General features: G+C 44.4%; 12 protein-coding genes and 1 tRNA gene. 5 read left to right on the top strand and 8 right to left on the bottom strand.

Going from position 1 to position 23618, the window contains the following annotated elements; translation table 11 throughout:
• Positions 1 to 4 precede the first annotated feature (4 nt).
• The 3 genes from FPZ42_RS09105 to FPZ42_RS09115 all read right to left on the bottom strand — a co-directional run bounded on the left by FPZ42_RS09105 (position 5) and on the right by FPZ42_RS09115 (position 11291).
• The gene (locus tag FPZ42_RS09105) at positions 5 to 4048 is read right to left on the bottom strand and encodes a non-ribosomal peptide synthetase (protein ID WP_146270540.1); all 4044 of its coding nucleotides are present in this window, start codon (positions 4046 to 4048) and stop codon (positions 5 to 7) included.
• On the bottom strand, positions 4048 to 10794 hold the full coding sequence (locus FPZ42_RS09110) for a polyketide synthase (RefSeq protein ID WP_146270542.1): 6747 nt from the start codon (positions 10792 to 10794) through the stop codon (positions 4048 to 4050). The genes FPZ42_RS09105 and FPZ42_RS09110 overlap by 1 nt, the downstream gene beginning before the upstream one ends.
• Before the next feature lie 155 nt (positions 10795 to 10949).
• On the bottom strand, positions 10950 to 11291 hold the full coding sequence (locus tag FPZ42_RS09115; protein ID WP_146270544.1) for a hypothetical protein: 342 nt from the start codon (positions 11289 to 11291) through the stop codon (positions 10950 to 10952).
• A 143-nt stretch (positions 11292 to 11434) separates the two neighbouring features.
• Here FPZ42_RS09115 and FPZ42_RS09120 point away from each other — a divergent pair, with 143 nt between their 5' ends.
• The 3 genes from FPZ42_RS09120 to FPZ42_RS09130 all read left to right on the top strand — a co-directional run bounded on the left by FPZ42_RS09120 (position 11435) and on the right by FPZ42_RS09130 (position 14430).
• Positions 11435 to 12580 carry an FAD-dependent oxidoreductase gene (locus tag FPZ42_RS09120; RefSeq protein ID WP_146270546.1) on the top strand — a complete coding sequence of 382 codons (1146 nt, stop codon included), beginning with the start codon at positions 11435 to 11437 and terminating at the stop codon, positions 12578 to 12580.
• Positions 12581 to 12712: 132 nt separating this feature from the next.
• Entirely contained in the window at positions 12713 to 13261 is a 549-nt protein-coding gene (locus FPZ42_RS09125) for a PAS domain S-box protein (RefSeq protein WP_146270548.1), read from the top strand.
• 77 nt (positions 13262 to 13338) lie between these two features.
• Complete coding sequence (locus FPZ42_RS09130; protein ID WP_146270550.1) at positions 13339 to 14430, top strand: MBL fold metallo-hydrolase; 1092 nt, start codon at positions 13339 to 13341, stop codon at positions 14428 to 14430.
• Positions 14431 to 14480: 50 nt separating this feature from the next.
• Here FPZ42_RS09130 and FPZ42_RS09135 read toward each other — a convergent pair whose 3' ends face one another.
• The 3 genes from FPZ42_RS09135 to FPZ42_RS09145 form a co-directional block, all read right to left on the bottom strand.
• Positions 14481 to 15629, bottom strand: a complete 1149-nt coding sequence (locus FPZ42_RS09135; RefSeq protein WP_146270552.1) for a PepSY-associated TM helix domain-containing protein — start codon at positions 15627 to 15629, stop codon at positions 14481 to 14483.
• A gap of 5 nt (positions 15630 to 15634) precedes the next feature.
• Positions 15635 to 18022 (bottom strand): TonB-dependent receptor, encoded by a 2388-nt coding sequence (locus FPZ42_RS09140; RefSeq protein ID WP_261382256.1) that lies wholly within the window; start codon positions 18020 to 18022, stop codon positions 15635 to 15637.
• Between the two features lie 130 nt (positions 18023 to 18152).
• Positions 18153 to 19577 carry an SDR family oxidoreductase gene (locus FPZ42_RS09145; protein ID WP_146270554.1) on the bottom strand — a complete coding sequence of 475 codons (1425 nt, stop codon included), beginning with the start codon at positions 19575 to 19577 and terminating at the stop codon, positions 18153 to 18155.
• A 353-nt stretch (positions 19578 to 19930) separates the two neighbouring features.
• Here FPZ42_RS09145 and FPZ42_RS09150 point away from each other — a divergent pair, with 353 nt between their 5' ends.
• On the top strand, positions 19931 to 21334 hold the full coding sequence (locus FPZ42_RS09150) for an EndoS/ChiA family endoglycosidase (protein ID WP_146270556.1): 1404 nt from the start codon (positions 19931 to 19933) through the stop codon (positions 21332 to 21334).
• A gap of 366 nt (positions 21335 to 21700) precedes the next feature.
• Here FPZ42_RS09150 and FPZ42_RS09155 read toward each other — a convergent pair.
• Positions 21701 to 21774 (bottom strand) — tRNA-Arg (locus FPZ42_RS09155).
• Between the two features lie 74 nt (positions 21775 to 21848).
• Positions 21849 to 22256 (bottom strand): BLUF domain-containing protein, encoded by a 408-nt coding sequence (locus FPZ42_RS09160; protein ID WP_146270558.1) that lies wholly within the window; start codon positions 22254 to 22256, stop codon positions 21849 to 21851.
• A 462-nt stretch (positions 22257 to 22718) separates the two neighbouring features.
• On the opposite strand from FPZ42_RS09160, the gene FPZ42_RS09165 reads away from it, so the two are divergent.
• The gene (locus FPZ42_RS09165; protein WP_146270560.1) at positions 22719 to 23579 is read left to right on the top strand and encodes an N-acetylglucosamine kinase; all 861 of its coding nucleotides are present in this window, start codon (positions 22719 to 22721) and stop codon (positions 23577 to 23579) included.
• Positions 23580 to 23618: the final 39 nt, after the last annotated feature.

Consider the following 23618-nt stretch of genomic DNA (forward strand, 5'->3'; position numbering starts at 1 on the left):
CGCCTTAATAATTGATCTTATCAAGGCAATCCTGCAATACACGGGCAAATATTTTATCGTTTGGCTCTTTAAACATGGTAGTATGTTCACCCGGAACGCTATGGATGTTGATACCTTTTAAAGCATAAGGTCTCCATCCCATATATTCATAGTCATCGAGATAGTAAGAACGGGTCTCCGCGCGGAAAAGCTCGATTTCCAGATCTGATGGAGCGATAAGATAATACTTCTGCGCCAAGTTATTAGCCTCATCAATACGGTTAGAGTAACCGAAAAAACCTACCTGATCTTGCTTCTCGCCGTGCCTCAATTTCCAGAATAACCTTACCAAACTTCTCTTAATGGCCTCACTGCGCTTGCGAATGGTTTTAAGGAAACCATCTTTAAAGGTAACGCTATGCCAAACTTTACGCCCTAAATATAGCCCGCGTTTCACTTGTTTGGTCGCCCATGGATCGTAATGCGGTGTACGGTAAGCATAGGTGTCAAACATAGCCAGCATGCGTACATCTTTATTAAGCGCTTTCATTTGGCGCGCCATTTCAAAGGCTATTAATCCGCCGAACGAGAAACCCGCCAAAGCATAAGGACCATCCGGATTTTGTGCAAGGATGGAAGAAACGTAATGGGCCGCCATATCCTCCATCCTGTTTAAAGGCTCATCTACACCGTTAAGGCCCTTTGCCTGTAAGCCATATACAGGCTGCTCATCATCAACATTGTTGGCCAGCGTGTTAAACAGCAAAACGTTTAACCCTGCTCCGTGGACAATATAAATTGGCACTTTGCTACCGGTCGGCTTTATTGGCACCAAAGAATCCCATGATACTGCAGACACATCGCTATCCATAACGGCGGCAAGCTTTTCGATGGTAGAGTTTTCAAACAGGATGGCAAGCGGTAAGCGTTCGCCTGTTTCCTGTTCTATACGTGCCATAACTTTTACCGCAATAAGCGAGTGGCCGCCCAACTCAAAAAAGTTATCATTGATACCCACCTGCTCAATGCCTAATAGCTCTTTCCAGATAGTTGACAACAACCTTTCGGTATCGGTGGTTGGTGCTACGTATTTAACCGTTTCTGCAGCATCAATATCGCTGGCTGCCAGCACCTTTTTATCCACCTTGCCGTTAGGCGTCATCGGCATTTCATCAATAATGGCAAAGTTATCCGGCAGCATATAGTCAGGCACCGAGTTTCTCAGATCAGTGCGCCATTTCTGGATCAGATCAGTGGGGTTTTCAATGCCTTTAAAGTTATCGTTCAGCAACACATAGGCCACCAGTTTGGCCACGCCGTTCTTATCATTACGGGCAACCACTACGGCCTGTTTAATAGCCTCTTCCTTCCCAAGATTGAATTCGATCTCGCCCGTTTCAATGCGGTAACCCCGTATTTTAACTTGCGCATCTATCCGTGATATGTACATCAGGTCTCCATCGGCAGTAAAAGTACCGAGGTCGCCGGTGCGGTACATGACGGGGTTAGGCGTTATGGTATCAAATGGATCATGAACAAATTTCTCTTCTGTTAACGCAGGTTGGTTAAGATAGCCTTTGGCAACACCTTCGCCCGCTATGTAGATCTCGCCTGCAGCACCCGGCCCTAACGGGTTTTGAAACTTATCTAAAATATAGATGTAAGTGTTATCTATCGGTCTACCAATGCTGATAAAACCGTCTGATGCTTTGATCTCTTTAAGGGTAGACCAGATAGTGGTCTCCGTTGGCCCGTAAACGTTCCATAAAGATGAGGCGCGCTCCAGTATGCGCTGTGCCAGGTCCATCGGCAAGGCCTCTCCACCACAAATTACCTTCACCTGCTCTGCACCCCAGCCAGCTTCAAGCATAATACGCCAGGTGTAAGGCGTAGCCTGCATAACGGTTATCTGCTCGTTACGGATGGTTTGTAATAACTCCTGGCCATCCTTAGCCATAATGGCATCTGCAAGCACAATTTGTGCACCGGTTATTAATGGCAGCCAAAGCTCCAGCCCGGCAATATCAAAGCTAATGGTAGTTACAGCAAGCAATTTATCAGCAGCGGTTAGCCCCGGCTGCTTTTGCATACTGTATAAAAAATTAACTGCGTTATGATGCTTTATCTGCACGCCCTTGGGCTGCCCGGTAGAACCGGATGTATACAGGATATAAAGCAGGTCTTCGCCTTGCACAACTACGGCCGGGTCACTATCAGCATAATTGCCAAGCTTAGGCATGATATCATCCAGCAACAGCTCTTTAGCGTTGGAAATGTATTTACCGCTATATTTTTTCGTAGTAACCAATACAACAGCAGCCGAATCTTCCAGCATGTAGTTGATACGGTTGATGGGGAATATCGGATCGAGCGGAATGTAGGTTGCTCCGGCCTTCATAATACCCAGAAGCGCAATAACCAGGTCGGCATCGCGGTCAACAGAAATAGCAACCTTATCGGCTACCTTTACCCCATTCTCTATCAATACCGCGGCAAACTGATTTGATTTGTCATTCAGCTTTGCATAGGTGTATTCTTCTTTACCAAACTTTAATGCCACCTTATCAGGATACTGCATTGCCGTTTCACTGATGATCTTATTCAATGGCTTATCGCGCGGATAATTAACACGGGTATTATTCCAGCGGTTAAGCTGCTCGCGCACCTGTTCTGCGTTCATCAAAGGCAGTTTGCCTATCAGTACGTCGGGTGTTTTGACCACGTAACGCAGCAGGTGCTCAAACTCCTGCATAAAACGGGTAATGGTAGCTGCCTGGAAAAGCTGTGTATTGTATGACCACTCAAAAGTAAGTGTACCCTTATTATCCGTAACGTTGAGGAATATCTCGAACGTTTCATATTCCCTCGGATTGTTGATGTAGCGATGTTTGAGGTTATGGAAACCTATCCCTTCATCCATACCGATATCGATATTGAACATTATTGGCACAAGCGGCAAGCGGGAAGGATCGCGCGGGATGGCCAGTTTCTTCAGTAAGCTGCCAAAGGTGTATTGTTGGTTATCGTAAGCATCTAAAATGGTGCTTTTACGGTCTTTTAAATAATTGGCAAACGTTTGTGCACCATGCGGAAAACTGCGCAGTGGTAATAAATTAACACAATGCCCTACTAAACCAAAATTACCGGTTGCTGCTTGGCCGGCGGCAGGTAAACCTACAATCACTTCGTCCTGCCCGGTCAATTGGTGTAAAAACACCTCGAACGATGCCAAAATAGCTGTTACCAAACTGGTACCGGTTTTACGGGCGAGGTTCCTCAGGTCGGCAACCAATTGGGTATCCAAACCGTAGTCTGCACGGGTACTTTTAAAAGTACGTGGCGTTGGGCGCGGATTATCGGTAGGTATATCAAGCAAATGATCGCTGCCTTTAAACTGCTCTACCCAATATTGCTCGGTAGCAAGGTGTTCAGCACTGTTCTTAGCATTCGCCTCTTCCACGGCAAAAACGCTGAAATGCGGTGCCGATGGCAGGTTTGGCTCAACGCCCTGTGCAAAGGCGTTGTAAAGCTTACCCAGGTCCTGCATGATCAACCCCATCGACCAGCCATCGCAGATAATGTGGTGGGTAAGTAAGATTACCTGGTGCTCAGTATCATTTAATTTGATCAGTGCTATCTTAAACAGCGGGCCGTTCTTAAGATCTAAAGCAGTGATGGCTAACTGCCTGCAATAGTTTTTTACAAAATCACGGTTTTGTTCATCATCCTGATCGGATATATCGTGATAATCTACTAAAACATCAAGGTGTTTGTAAATAATGATATGTGCGCCATCTGCACTAAAAACACTGCGCAGCGCTTCGTGCCTGTCGCTTAAAGCTTGTGCAGCCTTCAGCATAGCTTCTTTATCAAAAGCTTCGCCGGAGAGTACTATAGTAGCAAAATCGTTATATGCACAGCTGGCATCGTTACCACCTATGAGGCACGACGTCCAGATCTCCATCTGCGGTTCGGTCGCCGGTGCAATCAAGGCTATTTCCGGCCCTGCAAACGGATTAAAGTCTTCTACCCTAACCCGGGGATTATCAGTAAGGGTTTGGTTTAGCATTAGTTATTATTAATGTTATACTGCACGTATTTAGTTGGGTCTGCTTCATCTTTTACAAACCATGCCGGGTTACCTTCGTTATCGCGGCCGAGCTTCGCGCCTTCTACTGGCGGGGTGTTCATCGCTTCTAAATTTACATTGCTTGCCGTGCCGTTTGTATTTACGGTGCCGTTGGCAACGAGTTGTACATGGTTTTCTGCCGATGTAAATTTAAAGAAACCTACATCAACCATTTCATGTATGCTCTGCCTAAACTGCTCTATCATGAAATCCACGTCCTGTTCGGTATGGGCATCAGTCATAAAGCATGGGAAACCATCCAGGATATGCACCCCGCGCAAACGCATTAAGGTGAATAACAACTCGTTGTATGGTACATCTTCCAAAAACTTAATGCGCCACAACGAACCGTAACCCACGGTTGTAACAGGAATATTTGCATCGCTGCAAACTTTTGCAAAACCATCGCGCAGGCGGGTTGCCATTGCCGTAAGTTTTTCCTGTAGTGACGGGCCCTGCTCTTTCATGTATTCGAGCGAAGCTTTGGTAGCCGCAAGCGCTAAGGGATGGCGAACAAATGTACCTGCGAAATAGGTTACGCCTACTTCTGGCACCGAGCTATCGCCAAAGTCCCAGAAACCTCCGTCAAGAGCGTCCATGTATTCTTTTTTGCCGCAGATAGCACCTACGGGCATACCGCCTCCTATCACCTTACCGTAGGTACCCAGGTCGGCTTTGATGCCAAAAATAGCCTGTGTACCACCGGGATGGAAACGGAAACCGCTGATCACTTCGTCAAACACCAGGCAAATATCCTCGTCTGCGGTAAGCGTGCGCAATTGCTTCAAAAATTCTATTGGCTGAAAATCAGGCCGGCGGCTTTGCACCGGCTCTACCAGTACGGCGGCAATTTCATCCGCACGTTCTTTAATGATGCGCAATGCCTCATCGGTACCGTAATCCAGTATCAGCATATTCTGCACATTATCCATCAGGATACCGGATGCAGCCGGGAACGTCTTTAATTTTTTGGTACCACGAACAATAACTTCATCCATAATACCATGGTATGAACCACTGAAAGCCACGATAAGTGAGCGACCTGTTACTGTACGTGCAACACGCATTGCACCTAATACAGCCTCAGAACCGGTGTTACAAAGGGCAGCACGGTCATGACCGGTAAATTCGCACAACAGCTTACAAACCGGACCTGCCAGCTCATGCTGCGGGCCAATTTCGTAACCTTTATCTATTTGTTCTATAATAGCCTTCTTCAAAACATCCGGCTGGTAACCCAGCATGTTTGAGCCGAAACCGTTTAACGCATCGATGTATTCATTGCCATCAACATCCCACAATCGGTTGCCTTTTGAGCGGTTGATCACAACCGGATAAACCAGTTCCTTGGTAAGCGGGCGAAACCCACTTACTACGCGTGGATCAGCCATGTAGGCACGATGTTCCTGCGTTTGCTCTTTACTTTTGCGGGTTTTATCGTTGTAGCGTTTGGTAAGATCTTCTAACCACTGTAATTGCTTTTCATCAAGTTCCTGCACTTTGCGCTCTATGCGTGCAGTGGCGCCAAATGGTTTTTTTATCTCCACCATTTCTTCGGCTGTTACTTCCGGCTCGGGTTCTAACACCGGCGGCGCTACAGGTTCGCCTTTCAGTTCGTTAGCCAGGGGCGGTGGCTGCAGCGTAACGGTTTTTGTTTTAACCTCGCCGCCTTGTAAGTGCGCGATTTGCGTAGCCAGCAGCTGCAACTGCTGACTGATCATATTTAAAGCCATCTCGCTACCGGCACCAGTTACAGGAGCTGTTGCTGCCTGCGGATAAAATGCTACCGGTTGCGGTGTAGCGGCCTGCGCATAAACCGGCTGAGATTGCGGTGCAGCGGCGGCTTTTTTAGCTGAGGCCGGTGGCCCAAACTGGTCTGTCGGTAGTGTTTTATCCAGGAAGTCGGCCAGCAGGTTGATCGAATTATAATCCTCAAACAGTTTCCTGAACGTGATATTTACATTAAAGGTTTTTTTAAGATTGGTGGCTATCTGGGTTAGCAAAAGCGAATCGAACCCAATTTCAGGGAAACTTACATCGGCAGAGGCGTTGTCAATATCAATACCTGCGGCATCCGTAAAAATGCCCTGAAGTTTTTCGGCCAGAAAATCTTTTCTCGTTATCATGCTTGGTGTAGTATCTTCTTCAATTTTAGCGGGTGGCGTATCTGGTACTATTTCCTCCGGCTGGTAATTTACCATGCCTGCGGGGTTTATTGTAGCAGGTTCCACCCAATATATTTTCCGGTCAAAAGCATAAGCAGGTAATCGCAACCGCTTACGCTGACCAATGTAAAACTCATTCCAATTTGGTTCGATGCCGTTTAACCATAACTGCCCAACGGCCTTTAATACGGATTGATATTCCGATTGGTTATTGCTGTTATCCATCCCCCCGATAGTGACTACCGGCTTATCTGCTGTTTGCTGTGCTGCCAGTGTAGCCAGCGTTCGGCCCGGACCAACTTCAAGATAAACACGTCCTTTATCTTCTGCAAGTTTTTCAATCGCATTTGCAAAACGTACGGTTTTACGCAAATGATCAGCCCAGTAAGCCGGATCACAAGCCTCTGCTTCTGTTAACCAATTGCCTGTAACAGTAGACATGATAGGCTTAACCAGCGAATTTATCTTTACCGACCTTACAATCTGCTCAAAAGGTTTAACGATGTCATCCATCATGGCTGAATGGAAGGCATGGCTGGTTTGCAATAACCTGCCCGATGTACCTCGTTCGTCCAATACTTTTGCAAAGGCAGCAACGGCCTCCTTTTTGCCTGCCACTACGGTTAGTTTTTTACTATTGATGGCAGCTACAGAAAGATCTTGTGGCAAGATAGCTTCCAGTTCTTGCGCCGTTAACCGTACCGAGAGCATATCCCCTTCCGGAGCTTCACTCACTAATCGGGCACGCTCTGTGATAAGTTTCAAAGCATCGGCCAGGCTAAATACGCCGGCAAAATGAGCGGCAACAAATTCACCAATACTATGGCCCACAAATATTGTTGGCTCAACGCCCCAGCTCATCCACAGCTTGGCCATAGCGTATGATGTAATGAAAATAGCTGGCTGGGTGTAAAAAGTATTCTTTAATTTTTCTGTTGCCTCCGGCGATCCCGGTGCATATATCACATCAGCGATATCGGCCTGGCCGGTGCCTTGCAATAAGGCTACGCATTCATTTACTGCATCAGCAAAAACAGGTTCGCCTACGTAAAGCTCGCGGCCCATGTTCAGGTACTGCGCGCCCTGGCCGGGAAACATAAACACTACTTCAGTAGCGCTTTGGCTAATTACTTTTGAATTGGTGATATCGAGCTTAAAGTTGGTCAGCTTTTCCAGCAGATCATCATTATCAGCAGCTAAGATAAAATTACGCTCCTTGAAATTATTTCGCGTGGTATGCAGTGTATAGGCAATATCTGCTAATGGAGCTTCCGGATTATTTTTAACGTAATGATACAGTCGGTCTGCAAATTTCGAGGCACTTGTAGCCGTTTTTGCCGACCAGCTTATCAATTGCAGCGGCCTGCTCTCGCCTGATGATCGCACTTCGTTATCATACTCTTCCAGGATAACGTGTACGTTGGTACCGCCTACCCCAAATGAGCTTACCCCGGCAATGCGTTTACCATTTGTTTCCCACTCGCGAAGCTGCGTGTTCACAAAGAACGGACTGTCGCTGAAATCGATATTTGGGTTAGGTTTGGTAAAATATAACGAAGCCGGTAGCTGCTTGTAAAACAGCGCCAGCGTTGTTTTAATGAAACCCGCCACACCTGCTGCGGCTACCAAATGCCCCATGTTACTTTTAATGGAGCCGATAGCGCAGTACTGGTTCTTTTCCTGTTTGCCAAAGGCAAGGTTAAGTCCTTCAATTTCAATAGGATCGCCCAATGCAGTTGCTGTACCGTGAGCCTCTACGTAGGAGATATCAGCCGGCTTAACTTCTGCATCGGCGATAGCCATTGCAATAGCACCTGCCTGCCCGGCTGCACTTGGTGCTGTAAAACTGCCTTTGCCACCGCCATCGTTGTTAACGCCAACGCCTTTTAAAACGGCGTAAACACGATCGCCATCGCGTTCGGCTTCCTGTAAACTTTTGAGCACCACAACGCCGGCACCATCACTAAACACGGTGCCATCGCTTTCGGCATCAAACGGGCGGCAATGGCCATCGGCACTTAGCATGGTTCCCTGCTGATAAAGATGCCCGCTTTTAATAGGCGCACTTATAGAAGAGCCGCCAGCCAGCGCCACGTTACATTGCCCATTACGGATGCTATCCGCAGCCTGCGCTATCGCCAGCAAAGAGGTTGAACAGGCTGCGTGTACGCTTACCGCAGGGCCGGTAAGATTTAACTCATACGCGGTGCGGGTAGCTATGTAATCTTTTTCGTTAATAGTTGCCGTTAAAAAGCGTCCGATATTCTCGATCTTATCGGTATTGGATAGTACATTATTGGTGTAGTAAGTATTGTTGCCCACCCCTGCAAAAACCCCTACCGGGCCGTCATATTTACCGGGCAGGTGACCGCTGGTCTCTAAAGCTTCCCATGCCAACTCCAGGAACACTCGCTGCTGCGGATCCATCAGTTCGGCTACCTTTGGGTTTATACCGAAAAAAGCAGCATCAAAGCTTTGGGCGTTCTCTACTATACCTCGAGCCTTAACATAGTTGGCTGCATTGCGGATGTGCTGCGGGATGCTTGCATCCAGTTCATCATCAGTAAAAAATGATGTGGTTTCGCGGCCTTCTGTCAGTAAATTCCACAGATCGTAGATCGTGTTGGCGCCGGGAAAACGTACGGCCATACCGATAACGGCAACATCGTTGTTGCTTTTATCGCGCTTGCTCTTAACAGCGGTAACCTTTGCTACATTTTTGTTGCCATCAATATATGAGGCTATGCCGTTAACCGTTGGGTACTGGTAAAGCTTTGTTATCGGTAGCGTATAACCGAATTGCTTTTTAAGCGCAGCTACGGTTTTTAAAGCCAGGATGGAGTTACCGCCTAACTCAAAAAAGTTATCGTAAACGCCAACTTTATCTAATTGCAGTAAGTCTGCCCAATAACCTGCAATATTCTTTTCGACATTGTTGGACGGTGCCTTATAAAGCACCGAAAGCTCGGGGCGCTGCATATCAGGCGCGGGCAGCCTGTTTCGGTCTATTTTACCGCTTGTAGTTTTTATAAAATCATCTACCCATACAAATGCAGCCGGCATCATGTAATCGGGCAGCTTCTGTTCTATGTTTTCTCGCAGAAATGATATTTCGTTCTTATTGCCGCTGGCGATCAGGTAAGCTACCAGTCGTTTTTGGCCGGGTACATCTTCCCTGGCTACCACAACGGCCTGCTGTATGCCAGGCAATTGATTTAGAACCACTTCTATCTCGCCAAGCTCTACCCGGTTACCTCTTATCTTTACCTGCGTATCTTTGCGGCCAAGATATTCTATGTTTCCATCGGGCAGGTAGAAGCCCAGATCGCCGCTTCTGTATATTTTGAAGATTTTTCCGTTGGCATCCGTCCAATCAACAAATTTTTCTGCAGTAAGGTCGGGGCGGTTTAGGTAACCGTAGGCAAGGCAAATGCCGCTTATGCAAAGCTCACCCTGTTCGCCCTGAGGAACCTCTTTCAGTTCATCATTAAGGATGTGTACGCTTACATTATCTAACGGCTTACCTATGTTCGGCAGCAATGGCCAGCTCTCGGCCGGGCCATCTAATTTCAATCCTGTGGTACAAACGCTGGCCTCTGTTGGGCCATACATATTGTAAAACACGCAATTTGGCAAAGCCTTAAAAAAACTTAATACCTGCGGCGTTATCTTAAGTTGTTCACCCGCGCTTATTACCTCTTGTAAAGATGCCGGGAAATATTGCTCAGCATCGGCGGCCTCAGTTAAGTACTGCAGCGCCACAAACGGAACGTTGATCCTGTTGATCTGCTGATCATTTATATAGCGCAGCAATCTGGTTGGATCTATCCGTGTTGCCTCATCTACCAATACCAGCGTACCGCCTACGCTTAACGTGCAAAAGATCTCCATTACGGATGCATCGAATATCAGCGGCGAAAACTGCAGCATTTTGTGCCCGGCAGAAAGGTACGGGGATATCTTGTAATGCCATTTGATCAGATTGACAACACCCGCATGGCCAACACAAACACCTTTAGGTTTACCCGTTGAGCCTGATGTGTAAATGATGTACGCAACTTTGTTTTTTGCAACCTTTTCAGGCTGATGAACAGCGGGTAAAGGCTCGTCAGAAACCAAAACGTTCTTAACGATCTGTCTGAATACTTCGGCGTCGCTTGCCGGCGACAAGCAGGTATCCATGCCGCAATCGGCTATGATATCCTCTAAACGATCTGCAGGAAAGCTTGGATCGAGCGGCAGATAAGCCTTGCCGGCCTTTAAAATAGCAAATAAGCTTATGATAGTTGTAACAGAACGCGTTGCGCTGATACCGATAACCGAAGCTTCAGGCGAGGTGGCACTTATAACACGGGCCAACTTATCAGCCCTACCGTTAAGCTCGGCATAGGTAATGCTGTCATTCCCAAATTGAACCGCAATAAGTTCGGGATGTTCAGTAACACGTTGTTCAAACACATGATGTATCAACACTTCGTTACCAGGCTCGCCGAAATATATATTATCAGTAAGAATACTCATTAAGTTTATTATACATGGTTAAATAAATAACCACTGGGTAATAAATTGTGACGGTTTAAGATGGGTTCAAGTTATAAAATTTAAAGCATCTGTAAATGATACATTTAAACTTTTTCATCCAAATTTCATCATAAGAAACTCTGCTTCATCCTTATTTACTTTAACTCAATTTGCTTTGGTTCCGTGGCAACAATTTCGGGCCTGTCCTTATGTAAGGCAAAAACACCGGTAACACAAATATTTTTGCCTTCAAGGCTTGGCCAATCCATTTTTATCTTATCGCCTTTTACGGCAATGGTATATTTCTGATCAGGGTAGGCACCACCCATATTTATCAACGTTAGCGTATCGCTAAATGTTCTAACCGATGCAACAACATCGCACAAGGTTTTGGTTTTGCCTAAATTGGCTTTAAAATCATCGGCAGAAAATGTTTGAGCCGAGGCCTTGGAATAAAAGGCGCCAAAAATAAGCAGGCAGTATATTAATTTTCTCATCAATTTTAAATTAGCCTAAATATGGTGATAAAGCGACAAATCTTATTACATGAGCTACTGAAATTTTATCATTTAAAAGGTTCTTCATTAATGATCGTCATTTAATCTAACAGGGTTTTTAGTTTATAATAAGAAAATCACCAATGACATCCATAAAAAATAAGAACATAGCTATTATAGGTGGTGGGCCAGGAGGGCTTACCCTTGCACGCCTGTTACAAATGCGCGGATTAAATATTAAGGTTTATGAACGAGACGTACACCGCACTGTAAGAGTACAGGGTGCCACTTTAGATCTCCATTACGAATCAGGCTTGAAAGCGTTAAACGCCACCGGTTTGATGGGTGAGTTTGAAAAACATTATCGCCCTGGTGCCGACTTGATGACTATCACCGACAAACATGCCAAACCCCTGCTGCGAGATACGGAAAGCCGCGAAGGTGCAGATGCGCGCCCGGAAATTGACCGCGGCCCGTTACGAGACATACTAATCGATTCATTGGAGCCAGGCACAATTGTGTGGAACAAACGGTTTCAGTCTATGCAACGGAATGAAAATAAATGGCTTATTGCTTTCAACGATGAGTATGCTACTGAGGCCGACATAGTGATTGGTGCTGATGGTGCAAACTCTAAAATACGCCCGTACCTCACCACACTCAAAGCATTTTTTGTTGACATCACCGTTATAGAAGGTGCTGTTTACAATGCCATTGAAAAAGCACCAAGGATTATGAAACTCCTAAACGGCGGCAAAATATTTACTCTTGGCGATTCTTGTACACTAATTGTAAGTTCAAAAGGCGATGGCAGCATAGCTTTTTACGTTGGCTTTAAGAGTGAAGAGGACTGGGCCGTTACCTCAGGGATTGATTTCACCAAACCGCAAGAGGTAGCAAACTGGTTCAAAACCAAGTTTGCAGGATGGAGCGACATCTGGCTTGAGCTATTCGAAAACGCCGAGTCGCCGATTATTCCGAGACCGCAATACTGTATGCCACTTGATCAGGACTGGCAGGCACAAGCTGATTTAACTATTATTGGTGATGCTGCACATTTGATGCCACCGTACGCAGGCGAGGGTGTTAACATGGCCATGCTGGATGCCCTTGAATTAGCCGAAGCCTTAACCGGCCCTCTCTTTAATGATTCCTTGGCTGCTATTGCCAATTACGAAACCAGCATGCGTAAGCGCGCCGCTGAAACAGCAGCGGTTACGTTACAGCAGACGGAATTGATGCACTCGCCCAACGGCCTGGAAGAAATGCTTGCATTTTTTAAATCCTGATTAAAAACATGATCGCCTTAACATTGGTAATCACCAAGAGGATCCTAAAATTTAAATTTAAAGTCTTTTGTAAATAAAACCGAACCAACCTGGCGTTACGTAGTTATACTTTGACATGAAAAGTTGGTAATCATGCGATCGGGAGCGTTAAAAATTGCGATCTTATACGTCATCGCGGGGATAATATGGATAACCCTGAGCGATAAGCTGTTGCTTGCCCTACGCGATCATGTTGACCTTGAATTGATGCTTTTTTTGAGCAGCGTAAAAGGCATTGCTTATGTTTTAATTACCGGCATCTTTCTCTATTACCTCATCCGCTCAAACACTGCCACCATTGCCGAAAGCGAAAAGCGATACCATGGCTATTTTGAAGAAAACCCCCACCCTATGTGGATTACCGACGCACGCACCATGGCTTTTACCGATGTTAACGAAGCTGCGTTAAGTTTTTATGGATACAACCGCGAAGAGTTTTTAAGGATGAACCTGCTTGATATCAGCCCCCCTGAACACAAAATAGAAACTTATAGCACTCTCCGCGCATTGACTCACGGCATCAATAAATGTGTTTCATTTGCATTCAAGACAAAAAACGGCAACATCATCACCGTTACCACTTCATGCCATTTAATCAGCACAAAAAAAGGCGGTAATTTAATGTGTATGGTCGAGAATTGATGACATCTTGCAACCCGCCTAAATTACTTTGAAAGAAAATAATTATCGCCAATAATCGTTATTGAGTTCATACGATTATGATCAGAAGCCGTTTGGGTGTTTATTTTTTTGTATTGCTATTGATTGCAATTACGGGTTGCAGGTTATTTAAATCAGTTGGCAGAAACCCAAACAAAGCCGCCGTTACCAAACTGGAAGAGCAGCCCAACTACAAGAACGGTTCTTTTGAAAACCTGGCCGAACAGGCTGATACGACAAAAAAGCGCAGCCTTCTTTTTCTGCGTACCCATAAGCCAAAAACGGTAAGGCCATCGCGGCCAATGCCCTGGGTAAAAACAGATCTTAACGCTTTAACGCCCACAGCGCCTACCGTGGTTTGGTTCGGACACTCTTCGTTGCTGATAAAGACTTTGCAGGGCAACATCCTTATTGATCCCATACTTAATAACCACGCAGGGCCTATTCCGGGTGTAATGCGCGCTTTTGCAGGAACGGGGCATTACCACGCTGACGATATGCCAACTATTGATGTATTGCTGATATCACACGACCATTATGATCACCTGGATTACCAAACCGTAAAAAAATTGAAAAGCCGTGTAAAATTAGCTGTAGTGCCTTTGGGAGTAGGTTCAAACCTCATATACTGGGGTTTTAACCCTAAGAAAATCATCGAACTAAACTGGGACCAATCTACAACCTTGCCGGGCGGGTTGCAAATCACAGCTACCAAAGCGCAGCATAAAAGTAACCGCACTTACTCCAGCAGAAACAAGACCTTGTGGGCATCCTATGTGATACAAAGCGCTCAATACAAAATTTTTTACAGCGGCGATAGCGGCTACGGCCCCCACTTTAAAGAGATAGGCGAAAAATATGGGCCCTTTGATCTGGCGCTTTTGGAATGCGGACAATACAGCCCTAATTATCCATGGACGCATTTATGGATAGGCCAGGCCGCACAAGCTGCTGTAGATCTGAATGCAAAAATGTTGGAGCCGGTGCATTGGGGTAAGTTTGTTGAGGCCTCACATCCCTGGAATGAGGCCGTTGAAAAGTTAGTACCAGCTGCCGGGAAAGTGAATATGCCTTTGAACATCCCCAAAATTGGAGAACCTTACACCATCGGTGACCCACCTAAAACAGCTGTTTGGTGGAATTTTAGATGATTATTTAAGCGCCAACCATAGCTGGCCTGCGCCTGCCGATAGGTGTTTTTTTATGTTTTTTTATGTTTTTTTTGCCGCTTATTGTACCATATCATAAAACCGGTTACAGGCAATGATGCACAAACCAGCGATGCCAAAAAAGCCAGCATTTTGGTTGGTAAACCTGCATAAGCGCCGGTGTGCAGATCGTAATTAAGGCTTCTTATTTTTTCACCACCCTTAACATCGGCATTGCTGTAATGCAGCAGTTGCAGGCCGGTGTTTCGGTCAAAATAGTACCACTCAAACTCATGCGTTCTGTTGGCGGCAAGCCTTACCTGTATATTAAATGGATCGGTAGGTTTATCGCGCAGGCGGATAGCAAAAACATCGGCCGTATTATGTTTCTGCAGCAGGGCATTTATAGCGCTATCGATAGCGATTGTTTTGTATGCTTTTGCAGGGGATGATTTTGGGATAGTTCGCTTCTTAACTGTTTGCCCGCCATCAGCAATAAACTTAACGGCATTATCTGCCCAATCAAAGGCGAAGACGAGCCCCGTCATAGTAATAATCATAGCAGGAATTAAAGTATAAAAGCCAAACGCGTTATGCACATCATAATTTAAGCGCTTTGGTCCTGCATTTCGTTTGATCTGTAGCTTTCCTTTAAAGCCCTTGATCGTTAAACGTTTTGGCCACCAGACGATAAGCCCGCTTACCAAGATCACGAAGAAACAGGCTACAGATACACCGGTAATAGGTTTGCCTACCTGATCGCCGAGCAGTAGGTTCAGGTGGAGGCTCAACATCAACTGGAAGAATTCGTTTTTGGTATCTTCTATAAATACAACCTTGCCGGTATAAGGGTTAACATAAACGCGGTAGTAGTATTTATAATAATTCCAATGACCAAAACCCTTAGGGTTAGTTTTACTTGCCCTGAAAACCCAATTGCGATTGGCCGCAGGGTAAACTTCGCACCGCGATAATTTGTACTTTTTACCCAACGACTGTTGCGCATTGTCAAGCAACGTACTGAAATTTAAGCGCTCCGCAGGTTGCGGTACAGATTGGTTAAAGTACCTGTCGTGATAAAAATATTCCTTTAGTTCGTCTGCAAACACATTGATGCAGCCCGTTATGCTTACAATAATAACCACTATGCCAGTTACCAAGCCCAGCCATCGGTGCAACCAAAGAAATATCTTTTTTATCATCGTTTTTAGAAGCTATAGTATAAGTTGAGGTTGGCAGTAGTGCCCACGCCCATGGCGTAGTCTGCATCCATGGCACGGTACTGGGCCACCACCGGGTAGTATGCTTTGTTAAATAAATTCTCGATACCCAAACCAGCCGAAAACTTTGTGTTGAACTTATAGTTAGCACCCAGGTTAAACAGGTTTATGGACTTAACCGGGCCTTCGCTATTGGCGTACAAGCCGTTTGAGCGTACAGCAAACCTGTCGCGGTTACCGGTATAGATCCAGTAAAGCTTAACGTCAAATTTATTATCAGAGCGGAAGCCTAAATAACCGGTAGCCTTTGGCGGTGCTATGCGTAAACCATTAAGGTATACCTGTGCCCCGTTAGGCTGCTTAGACTTACCCTCAACATAGGCGTAGCTGCCCCCTACCGACCATTGCTGACTTAAATTCACATCAGCAGTAAGCTCGTAGCCATGTACGTTCTCCGGTTCGCGCTGGGCAACCAATACACCGTTACCATTGTCAACCAGGTTGGCACCCAGGTTTGACGTGCTGATATAATAAGCCGCCGTTAAATTAACGATGCCCAACCTGCTGCTAAAACCAGCCTCGTAATTGTTGGTGATAACCGGTTTGGTATTGATGGTTTCAATAGTGTTGCTTGTTGCACTCCTTAAGATCCGTCCCAGTTCGGTAATGGCAAAACCTTGGGAGAAACTCACAAAGGGGTTAAATAGATCATACTTGTTGTAGCGTAAACCTGCGTTAAAGGTTGTAGCATTGTAAGGTATTTTACCGCCTGTAACCGGTATGCTGCCCTGGTTGTTAGGGCCTTTGGCAATAGTGCTGTAATCCTTAACTGTCACAGTTGCATTCTCGTAACGGATACCAGCCTTAAATACCAGGTTGGTTAATATATCCAGTTTCATTTGTGCGTATGGCGCCAGGTTAACCATGTTCATATCAGGTATGTAAACGCGGCCATCGGTCAGGATCTGGTTGGTGCGGTCGTTCAGCAGGTCGAGGCCGTAGGTGACGTTGCCATCGCCCCAGTTACCCAGCTTCCAGGGTGTATTTAAGGTAAGGCGCACACCTTTTTTGTACGATTGTATCTTGGTTTGACCGGGGCCATACCATGCAGAACCCTGCGCTACATAGCGGTTCATGGATTGGAAACCGTTGTAGTATGCAGATAGATCAACTGATGAGTTGAGCGGTAATGCACGGTTTTGATAGGTTAGCAACACGTTGTGATTGTAAGGCGTGCCTGCAGATTCGCCGGGGTCATCTCCCTTTTGCCCAACCGAAGGCTTTACGCCGTACTTGCCAATCACGTTAACGTAATCGCTTTTTTGCGTGCTGGTGTAAAGGTTATAGGATGCAGTTACGTCGCTGTTATCATTTATTTTATAGTTGGATTTTACAAATGCGTTATACGTTCTGCTTTGGCCCAAACCATCCGGCTGTGCATTCACATTTCCCTTAGCATCTTTTTGTACGCCGGTATAGTTCACCGTACCGCTAACCACGTAAGAGAAACGATTTATATTACCCGAGAACATCTGCGAGAAACGGTAACCCAAAGTATTAGCCGGATGTACCACATTGCCGCTGATGCCCACGCTGGTAAGGCCTGTAAAGCTTTTGCCCGCTACCGGTTTTTTAGTTATAAAGTTGATGATACCACCTGCAGAACCATTTCCATAAATGGAGGTGGCGCCTTTAATTACTTCTACACGCTCGATCACTGCAGGATCGATCGTACGTATATCACGACTGCCATTCATCAATGGTGTTGATTGCGGTATACCGTCAATAAGCACTAAAACCTGCCTGCCGCGAAGAGTTTGGCCGGCGTTATTAGCCTTATTGGTTGCAACGCCCAGGCCCGGAATAGTATTGCCTAATATGGCCGCAACAGATGGGTTAATATTCATTTGTTCTTTAACCTGGCGCTCATTGAGGATGCTAACCGATGAAGGTACTTCTTTAATACTTTCTGCTTTTCGGCCTGCGGTAACAACTACTTCTGATAATGAGTTTCCGGGTTGGAGGGTAAAGACTACGTCTAAACTCTGGCCGACGGCTACATCCACATTTTTGCTTGCCGTTTGGTAACCTACCATGCTGGCTGTGATGGTGTATTTTCCAGGTTTAATATTGTTAGCTATAAATTTACCCTGTTCATCAGTATGGCCGCTTTTACCACCGGTAATAGTAATGGTTGCATAGCTTAACGGTGCGCCATCAAGGGTGGTGACAGTTATAGCCAGATCTGCTTTTGTATTTTCCTGCCCCAGAAGGCGGGCAGGTATCATCATAGACACAATAAGCAATATTGATACGAGTAACAGATTTTTTAACGGAGTAGTATTAGTTTTTTGTTCGGCAGTGATATAAAGCATGGGCTTAGTACAAATATTTCTGCGGCAAAAATAGTTTATTTAGACTAATTCCAAACAAAGAAATAAAAATAGGGTTATAGCCTGAGATAAACCCCTGATCAAAAATGATAAAATATTAATTATAAGCTATTTAACCAGCTGCGATATGATGCAGCATACCTTTAAAAATAAAGAAATGGAAAGGCAGCATGGCGTACCAATACAACCTGCCGGCAAGCCCCAGGGGCCTAAAGGTAGCCGTTTGTACTACGCAATTTTTATCATTTATCTTAAATTCGAGCCAGGCTTCGCCGGGTAGTTTCATTTCAGCGTAAAGCAGCAGGCGTTTTTCCTCTTTACTTACCAGTATCACCCGCCAAAAATCAAGCGCCTCCCCTACTGATGTTTCAGAAGCATTTTTACGACCACGCCTTAAGCCAACTCCTCCGAACAACTTATCAATAAAGCCCCTGAACTCCCATAGCCAGTTGGCGTAATACCAGCCGTTACGGCCACCAATAGCAAAGATCCTTTTTAGTGCGTCGTCGGTATTTTTCGTTTTTTCGGTCTGTTTGTTTTTAAACACACCAAACTTTGGTACCTCTATATGCTTTGACAAACCTTTGCGGAAGATCTGGCTGTTTCCCGCATCATTCCAACTGGAGAGAACGAGATTCTGCTCTATTTTTTCAAACGCCATTTTTATGGCTTCCTCGTAAGGTATCAAATGAACGTGCAGTTTTTCAGGTAGTTCATTAGCCCCTCCTATCACATCAACCTTCATGCTGTCTACCAGGTTTTTAGCCAATGGGTAAGCCGTTGAGGTAACAAAGTACAACCAGTAAGATGATAAGCGGGGCGTAAATACCGGCACAGTAATAATCTTGCGTTTCAACTTACGTACTTTGGCAAAACGCTCAAGCATTTGTTTGTAAGTAAGCGTATCCGGCCCGTAAATGTCAAAGTGTTTGTCGTAAGTGAAATCCTTACCCAGTACGCCGCTTAAGAACTGTATAACATTGCGTATAGCTATAGGCTGGCACTTTGTTTTTATCCATTTTGGAGCGATCATAAACGGCAGCTTTTCCACCAGATCACGAATGATCTCGAACGATGCGCTTCCTGAGCCTACAATAATGCCAGCCCTTAAGGCTGTTACCGGCACTTTGCTTTTACGCAACTCGTCTTCCACAGCTTTGCGGCTGGCCAGGTGCTTACTCAGATGCTCTTCATTAACTATACCGCCTAAGTAGATGATCTGCTTAGCTTTAGTTTTATCCAGTAATGCCACAAAATTTTGGGCAGATTTACGTTCCTCTTTACTAAAATCGCCCCCGCTCATATTCATGGAGTGTACAAGATAGTATGCGGCGTCGATGTCTTTAGGGCAGTCGTCAAAACTTTTAGGTTTCATCAGGTCTCCCTCAAATACGGTCACCGAGCCGGGCTTGTACCTTTTGGTATCAAAGCGATACTTATCACGCACCACGCAAATAACATGATGACCTTCATCTATCAACGCCGGTAAAAGCCTGCGGCCTATGTAACCGGTTGCACCTGTGAGCAGTATCTTCATATTTCACTAACAGCGCGCAGGTTTAAATGTTCGATGGGAAGACTTAGCCGGTTGCCATTTGCAGATCAATATTAGAACTTTCAAGTGTCTAAGTATGCTGCATCATATGTGGCGCAGCTAATACTCCCTTACGGAATAACATTTTCTGTATATGCAAATACGGTTTAACACTATGCAAATTTGCATCAATATTAATTGTAGGTTATTCCCTAAAATTGAATTAAACCTATGTGACTAAATTTTTCCCTTCAGGCAATAGATATTAGAGACTGATTAGAGAAAGATAAAATATGAATGCTTAAGCACTAAAAGCATTAAATATTAAACCAATTTTTAACTTATAATAAACCATTATGAAAAAAATGTACCCACTGCAGTTGGCGGCTTTTGGCTGCCTGCTGATGTTCAATGCTGCTTGCAGAAAAGATAAAACTTTAAGCAACCTATCACCAGGTAAATCTGCTGAAGATATGGGAGCTAATGCTAAATTTTCGCGGTTATCAACGCAGGCTTTACCAGCTGCGGGGCAAAACAAAGTTGCTTATTATGCATTTGACGTAACGCCTGCAAAACAGGGCGTTTTACCCTTAACTACCTTTACCGATAAAGCCAACGTTGTAGTGATTTTTGAAGGTACATTATGGGAACTGGCAGATACCGTACATTACAATTCGGGATGGATGCAAAACGCTTACTACAAGAACAAAAGGCAGATTTTACAGGATATTCAAACGCTCCGGTCAAGGGGTGTAAAGGTATTGATGAATGTTGATGATGCTTCTTCATGGAGCACAGCAACCCCGTTTACCACGTATAACGGAACAGCTTATAATTACACTCAATTTGCATCTTTTGTAAATGATTGCGTAAATACTGTAGGGCTTGATGGTATTTCGCTGGATGTTGAGCATAACGCTACAGATAATACTAATTACCGCAACCTGATCAAAGAATTAGGTAAGTACTTTGGGCCGCTTTCAACCAACAGCACAACAAAAATGTATTTAGGTGCCTTTTATGACGGTGGTGCTCCTGGCCCTATTTTCCGCGAAACTGCCTTAAGCCAGTACCTTAATTTTGTAATGGATATGGGTTACTTTGAAGATAACACTTCAAGGTTTAATTACTGGGCAAACACACTTGGCAATGCCAAGCTAATGCTTGGCATGTCCTATGATGACAATAGCCAATCGAGCGCTGTCGCGCAGGCCCAATGGCACCCAAGCCCGGATAAGGCAGGCATAATGGTATTTGCAGCCAACAAAAATAAAACCTACAGTGATGCCATATTTACCGCCCTGGATGGTGGCACAACTACTACAACCGCCCCTTCGGGCGCAGATCTGACCGATTACTCAGGCACGCTAAGCGCACAGTATCAAACCGGGTCGCCGTCAGGTGAAGAGTATACCATGCTTATCGATAATAATACTGCCACTAAATACTTAACGCAGCATGCTTCTGGCTGGGTGCAATTTAAACCAAATGTAGCTGCAACGGTGGTTAAATATACCATTACCTCGGCTAATGACGTTCCGGCCCGCGATCCGAAGAATTGGACGTTACAAGGATCTAACAACGGAACCACCTGGACCACGCTTGACACAAAGACAAATCAATCCTTTGCATCGCGCTTCCTGAAACAAACCTATACCATAAGCAATACAACCAGCTACGCGTATTACCGGCTTAATGTTACTTCAGTACAATCAGGTTCTATCCTACAATTCTCCGAGTGGGAATTATTCCGCAATTGATTTACCTTGATCTGATAGGTCAATATTTAAAAGCCGCTTTAAAATTGATTAAAGCGGCTTTTATGTGTTGTTTTAATCCATTTGGATTATGACAGCGTTTTGGATAAGACAACAATTTAGATAATACAACAATGGCTTTATCACTAAGGCGCCAAGTTAATTTATGACCCATAGTGTAGAAGAGCATACGTGTAAAAGAAAAGCTACAATTTAAGCCTGTAGCCTTTCATTATGTCACCCCGAGTGAGTTTCTCAAAATGCGGCGCAATAATTTTTGTTTTAAAAGACCTAAAACAGTTGATCATTAAAAACCCTCTAAATAAGCTATTTAGAGAGTTTTTTGTATATCTTGAGGGTAACATTAAGTGATCCCGTTTGGATTCGAACCAAAGACCTACTGCTTAGAAGGCAGTTGCTCTATCCAACTGAGCTACGGGACCATCGCAAAATTTTTCGCGGTGCAAATATGCAAAAACAGGTTGGATTAGGCAATAGCCTGGTTCATAATAAGCAATTATTTATCGCAGGTGAAGAAAGTCTCCACAAGTTCTGCCACCCGCCTATCAATATTCACAGGTAGACAGATCTGGTGTGGCTGCACATAGCCCTGTATATTTTTTAATCCATCCGGACCATTTGTTTTAAAAGACATCGTCCACGTATCAAATTGGCGCTCTGTAATCGGCTGCTCTGCAAGCTTTATAACTGCTGTATTATTAGTGTCGTTTTCTATATTGTCAAATAGTTTTGTAACATATTGCCTGTTCCCCTCTATAACACCCATAAAAACACCATTATTATATAATAATAAACCGGTTATACCAAAATCTGAATTGCGTAACTGGCTTTTTACAAGCAGGTCTTTGAGTTCATTTGTGGTTAAAAGGGTGGCAGCGGCACTTATATAAACTGTATACAGCATAGATAACTTTTCATGAAAATTTGCATTGGGGCGCCAAAATTATAAATTGACATACGTATTCAAAAATAAAGCCAAGGCTTTAAACAAGTTAAATCAGATGACAGGTTTAAGAGGTGGGATTCGCTGTTTTTAGCAGCGGGTAACATTGGCAAATACGGTATGAAGATAACTAACGTAAAAAAATATCGCAAATAAATTATTATCAAAATATTGTATATAATTGTAACCTGTAACAAGCTTGCATTTTTTGCAAAATTGATATTATAACCAAAAATTTGTTGAGAGGAGAATTTTCTTGGTACAAGGCATTCGCCAGGTACTTATCAGCATCAAAAATATTTCATTTTGAGCTTCAAACAAAAGTTTATTCACTGTGTATCAGATTTTTACTTTTTTAAATAATTTAGTGTTTTATTTACAATAAGTTAATCATACTTTTAGCCAATTTTAAAAACTTATTTTATGATCATAATTGCTGACGGTGGCTCTACCAAAACCAATTGGTGTTTAGTTACCGAAGATGGTAAAAAGGTGTATTTCAATACCGAAGGATATAATCCGTACTTCTCAAACACAGAATACATTATCCAGTCTTTAAAAGAAAGCCTGCCTACAGACCTGAACAAAGGAGAAATCACAGAAGTTAATTACTACGGCGCCGGTTGCTCAACACCCGAGATGCGTAAGGTTGTTGAAGATGCCATGCAAGTGGTTTTCGATAAATCTAAAGTAAACATTGGACACGATCTGCTTGCTGCTGCACGCGCTTTGCTTGGCAATGAAGAAGGTTTTGCCGCCATATTAGGCACAGGTACAAACACCTGCCTGTACAATGGCCGCGAAATTACCCATAATATTGACTCAGGTGCTTACATCCTTGGTGATGAAGGAAGCGGCTGTTACATCGGCAAAAAATTATTAATCGATTACCTGCGCGGCTACATGCCTGAGGCGGTACGCAAAATTTTCTGGGAAGAGTTTAAACTTACCCCTGATGATATTAACGAGATAGTTTACACCCAACCGCGTGCAAACCGTTTCTGCGCAAGCTTTAGCAAATTTGTTTACGATAACAACGTAAACATTGAGTATTCGCGTAACCTTGTACGTACGTCTTTTGTTGATTTCTTTAACAACCTGGTTAAACATTACCCGGATTATCAACGCTATACGTTTAACTGTATAGGTTCTGTTGGTTACAATTTCCGTAACGTACTTGAAGAGGTTTGTGTTGAAAACGGCATGACCGTTGGCAGCATCATCCGCTCTCCTATAGATAATTTGGTTAAATACCACCTGCAAGCTGCCTCTACTAAAGCGTAGTTTGATCAGAATCCGGATGTCTTGATTCAAGAGAAAAGA

It is taken from the genome of Mucilaginibacter achroorhodeus, from assembly GCF_007846095.1.
In the GTDB taxonomy this organism is placed as follows: Bacteria; Bacteroidota; Bacteroidia; order Sphingobacteriales; family Sphingobacteriaceae; genus Mucilaginibacter; species Mucilaginibacter achroorhodeus.

Bases quoted from the DNA above. Each gene is read 5' to 3' on its own strand.
- FPZ42_RS09105 (WP_146270540.1), bottom strand. From the start codon at position 4,048: ATGCTAAACCAAACCCTTACTGATAATCCCCGGGTTAGGGTAGAAGAC.
- FPZ42_RS09110 (WP_146270542.1), bottom strand. From the start codon at position 10,794: ATGAGTATTCTTACTGATAATATATATTTCGGCGAGCCTGGTAACGAA.
- FPZ42_RS09115 (WP_146270544.1), bottom strand. From the start codon at position 11,291: ATGAGAAAATTAATATACTGCCTGCTTATTTTTGGCGCCTTTTATTCC.
- FPZ42_RS09120 (WP_146270546.1), top strand. From the start codon at position 11,435: ATGACATCCATAAAAAATAAGAACATAGCTATTATAGGTGGTGGGCCA.
- FPZ42_RS09125 (WP_146270548.1), top strand. From the start codon at position 12,713: ATGCGATCGGGAGCGTTAAAAATTGCGATCTTATACGTCATCGCGGGG.
- FPZ42_RS09130 (WP_146270550.1), top strand. From the start codon at position 13,339: ATGATCAGAAGCCGTTTGGGTGTTTATTTTTTTGTATTGCTATTGATT.
- FPZ42_RS09135 (WP_146270552.1), bottom strand. From the start codon at position 15,629: ATGATAAAAAAGATATTTCTTTGGTTGCACCGATGGCTGGGCTTGGTA.
- FPZ42_RS09140 (WP_261382256.1), bottom strand. From the start codon at position 18,022: ATGCTTTATATCACTGCCGAACAAAAAACTAATACTACTCCGTTAAAA.
- FPZ42_RS09145 (WP_146270554.1), bottom strand. From the start codon at position 19,577: ATGAAGATACTGCTCACAGGTGCAACCGGTTACATAGGCCGCAGGCTT.
- FPZ42_RS09150 (WP_146270556.1), top strand. From the start codon at position 19,931: ATGAAAAAAATGTACCCACTGCAGTTGGCGGCTTTTGGCTGCCTGCTG.
- FPZ42_RS09160 (WP_146270558.1), bottom strand. From the start codon at position 22,256: ATGCTGTATACAGTTTATATAAGTGCCGCTGCCACCCTTTTAACCACA.
- FPZ42_RS09165 (WP_146270560.1), top strand. From the start codon at position 22,719: ATGATCATAATTGCTGACGGTGGCTCTACCAAAACCAATTGGTGTTTA.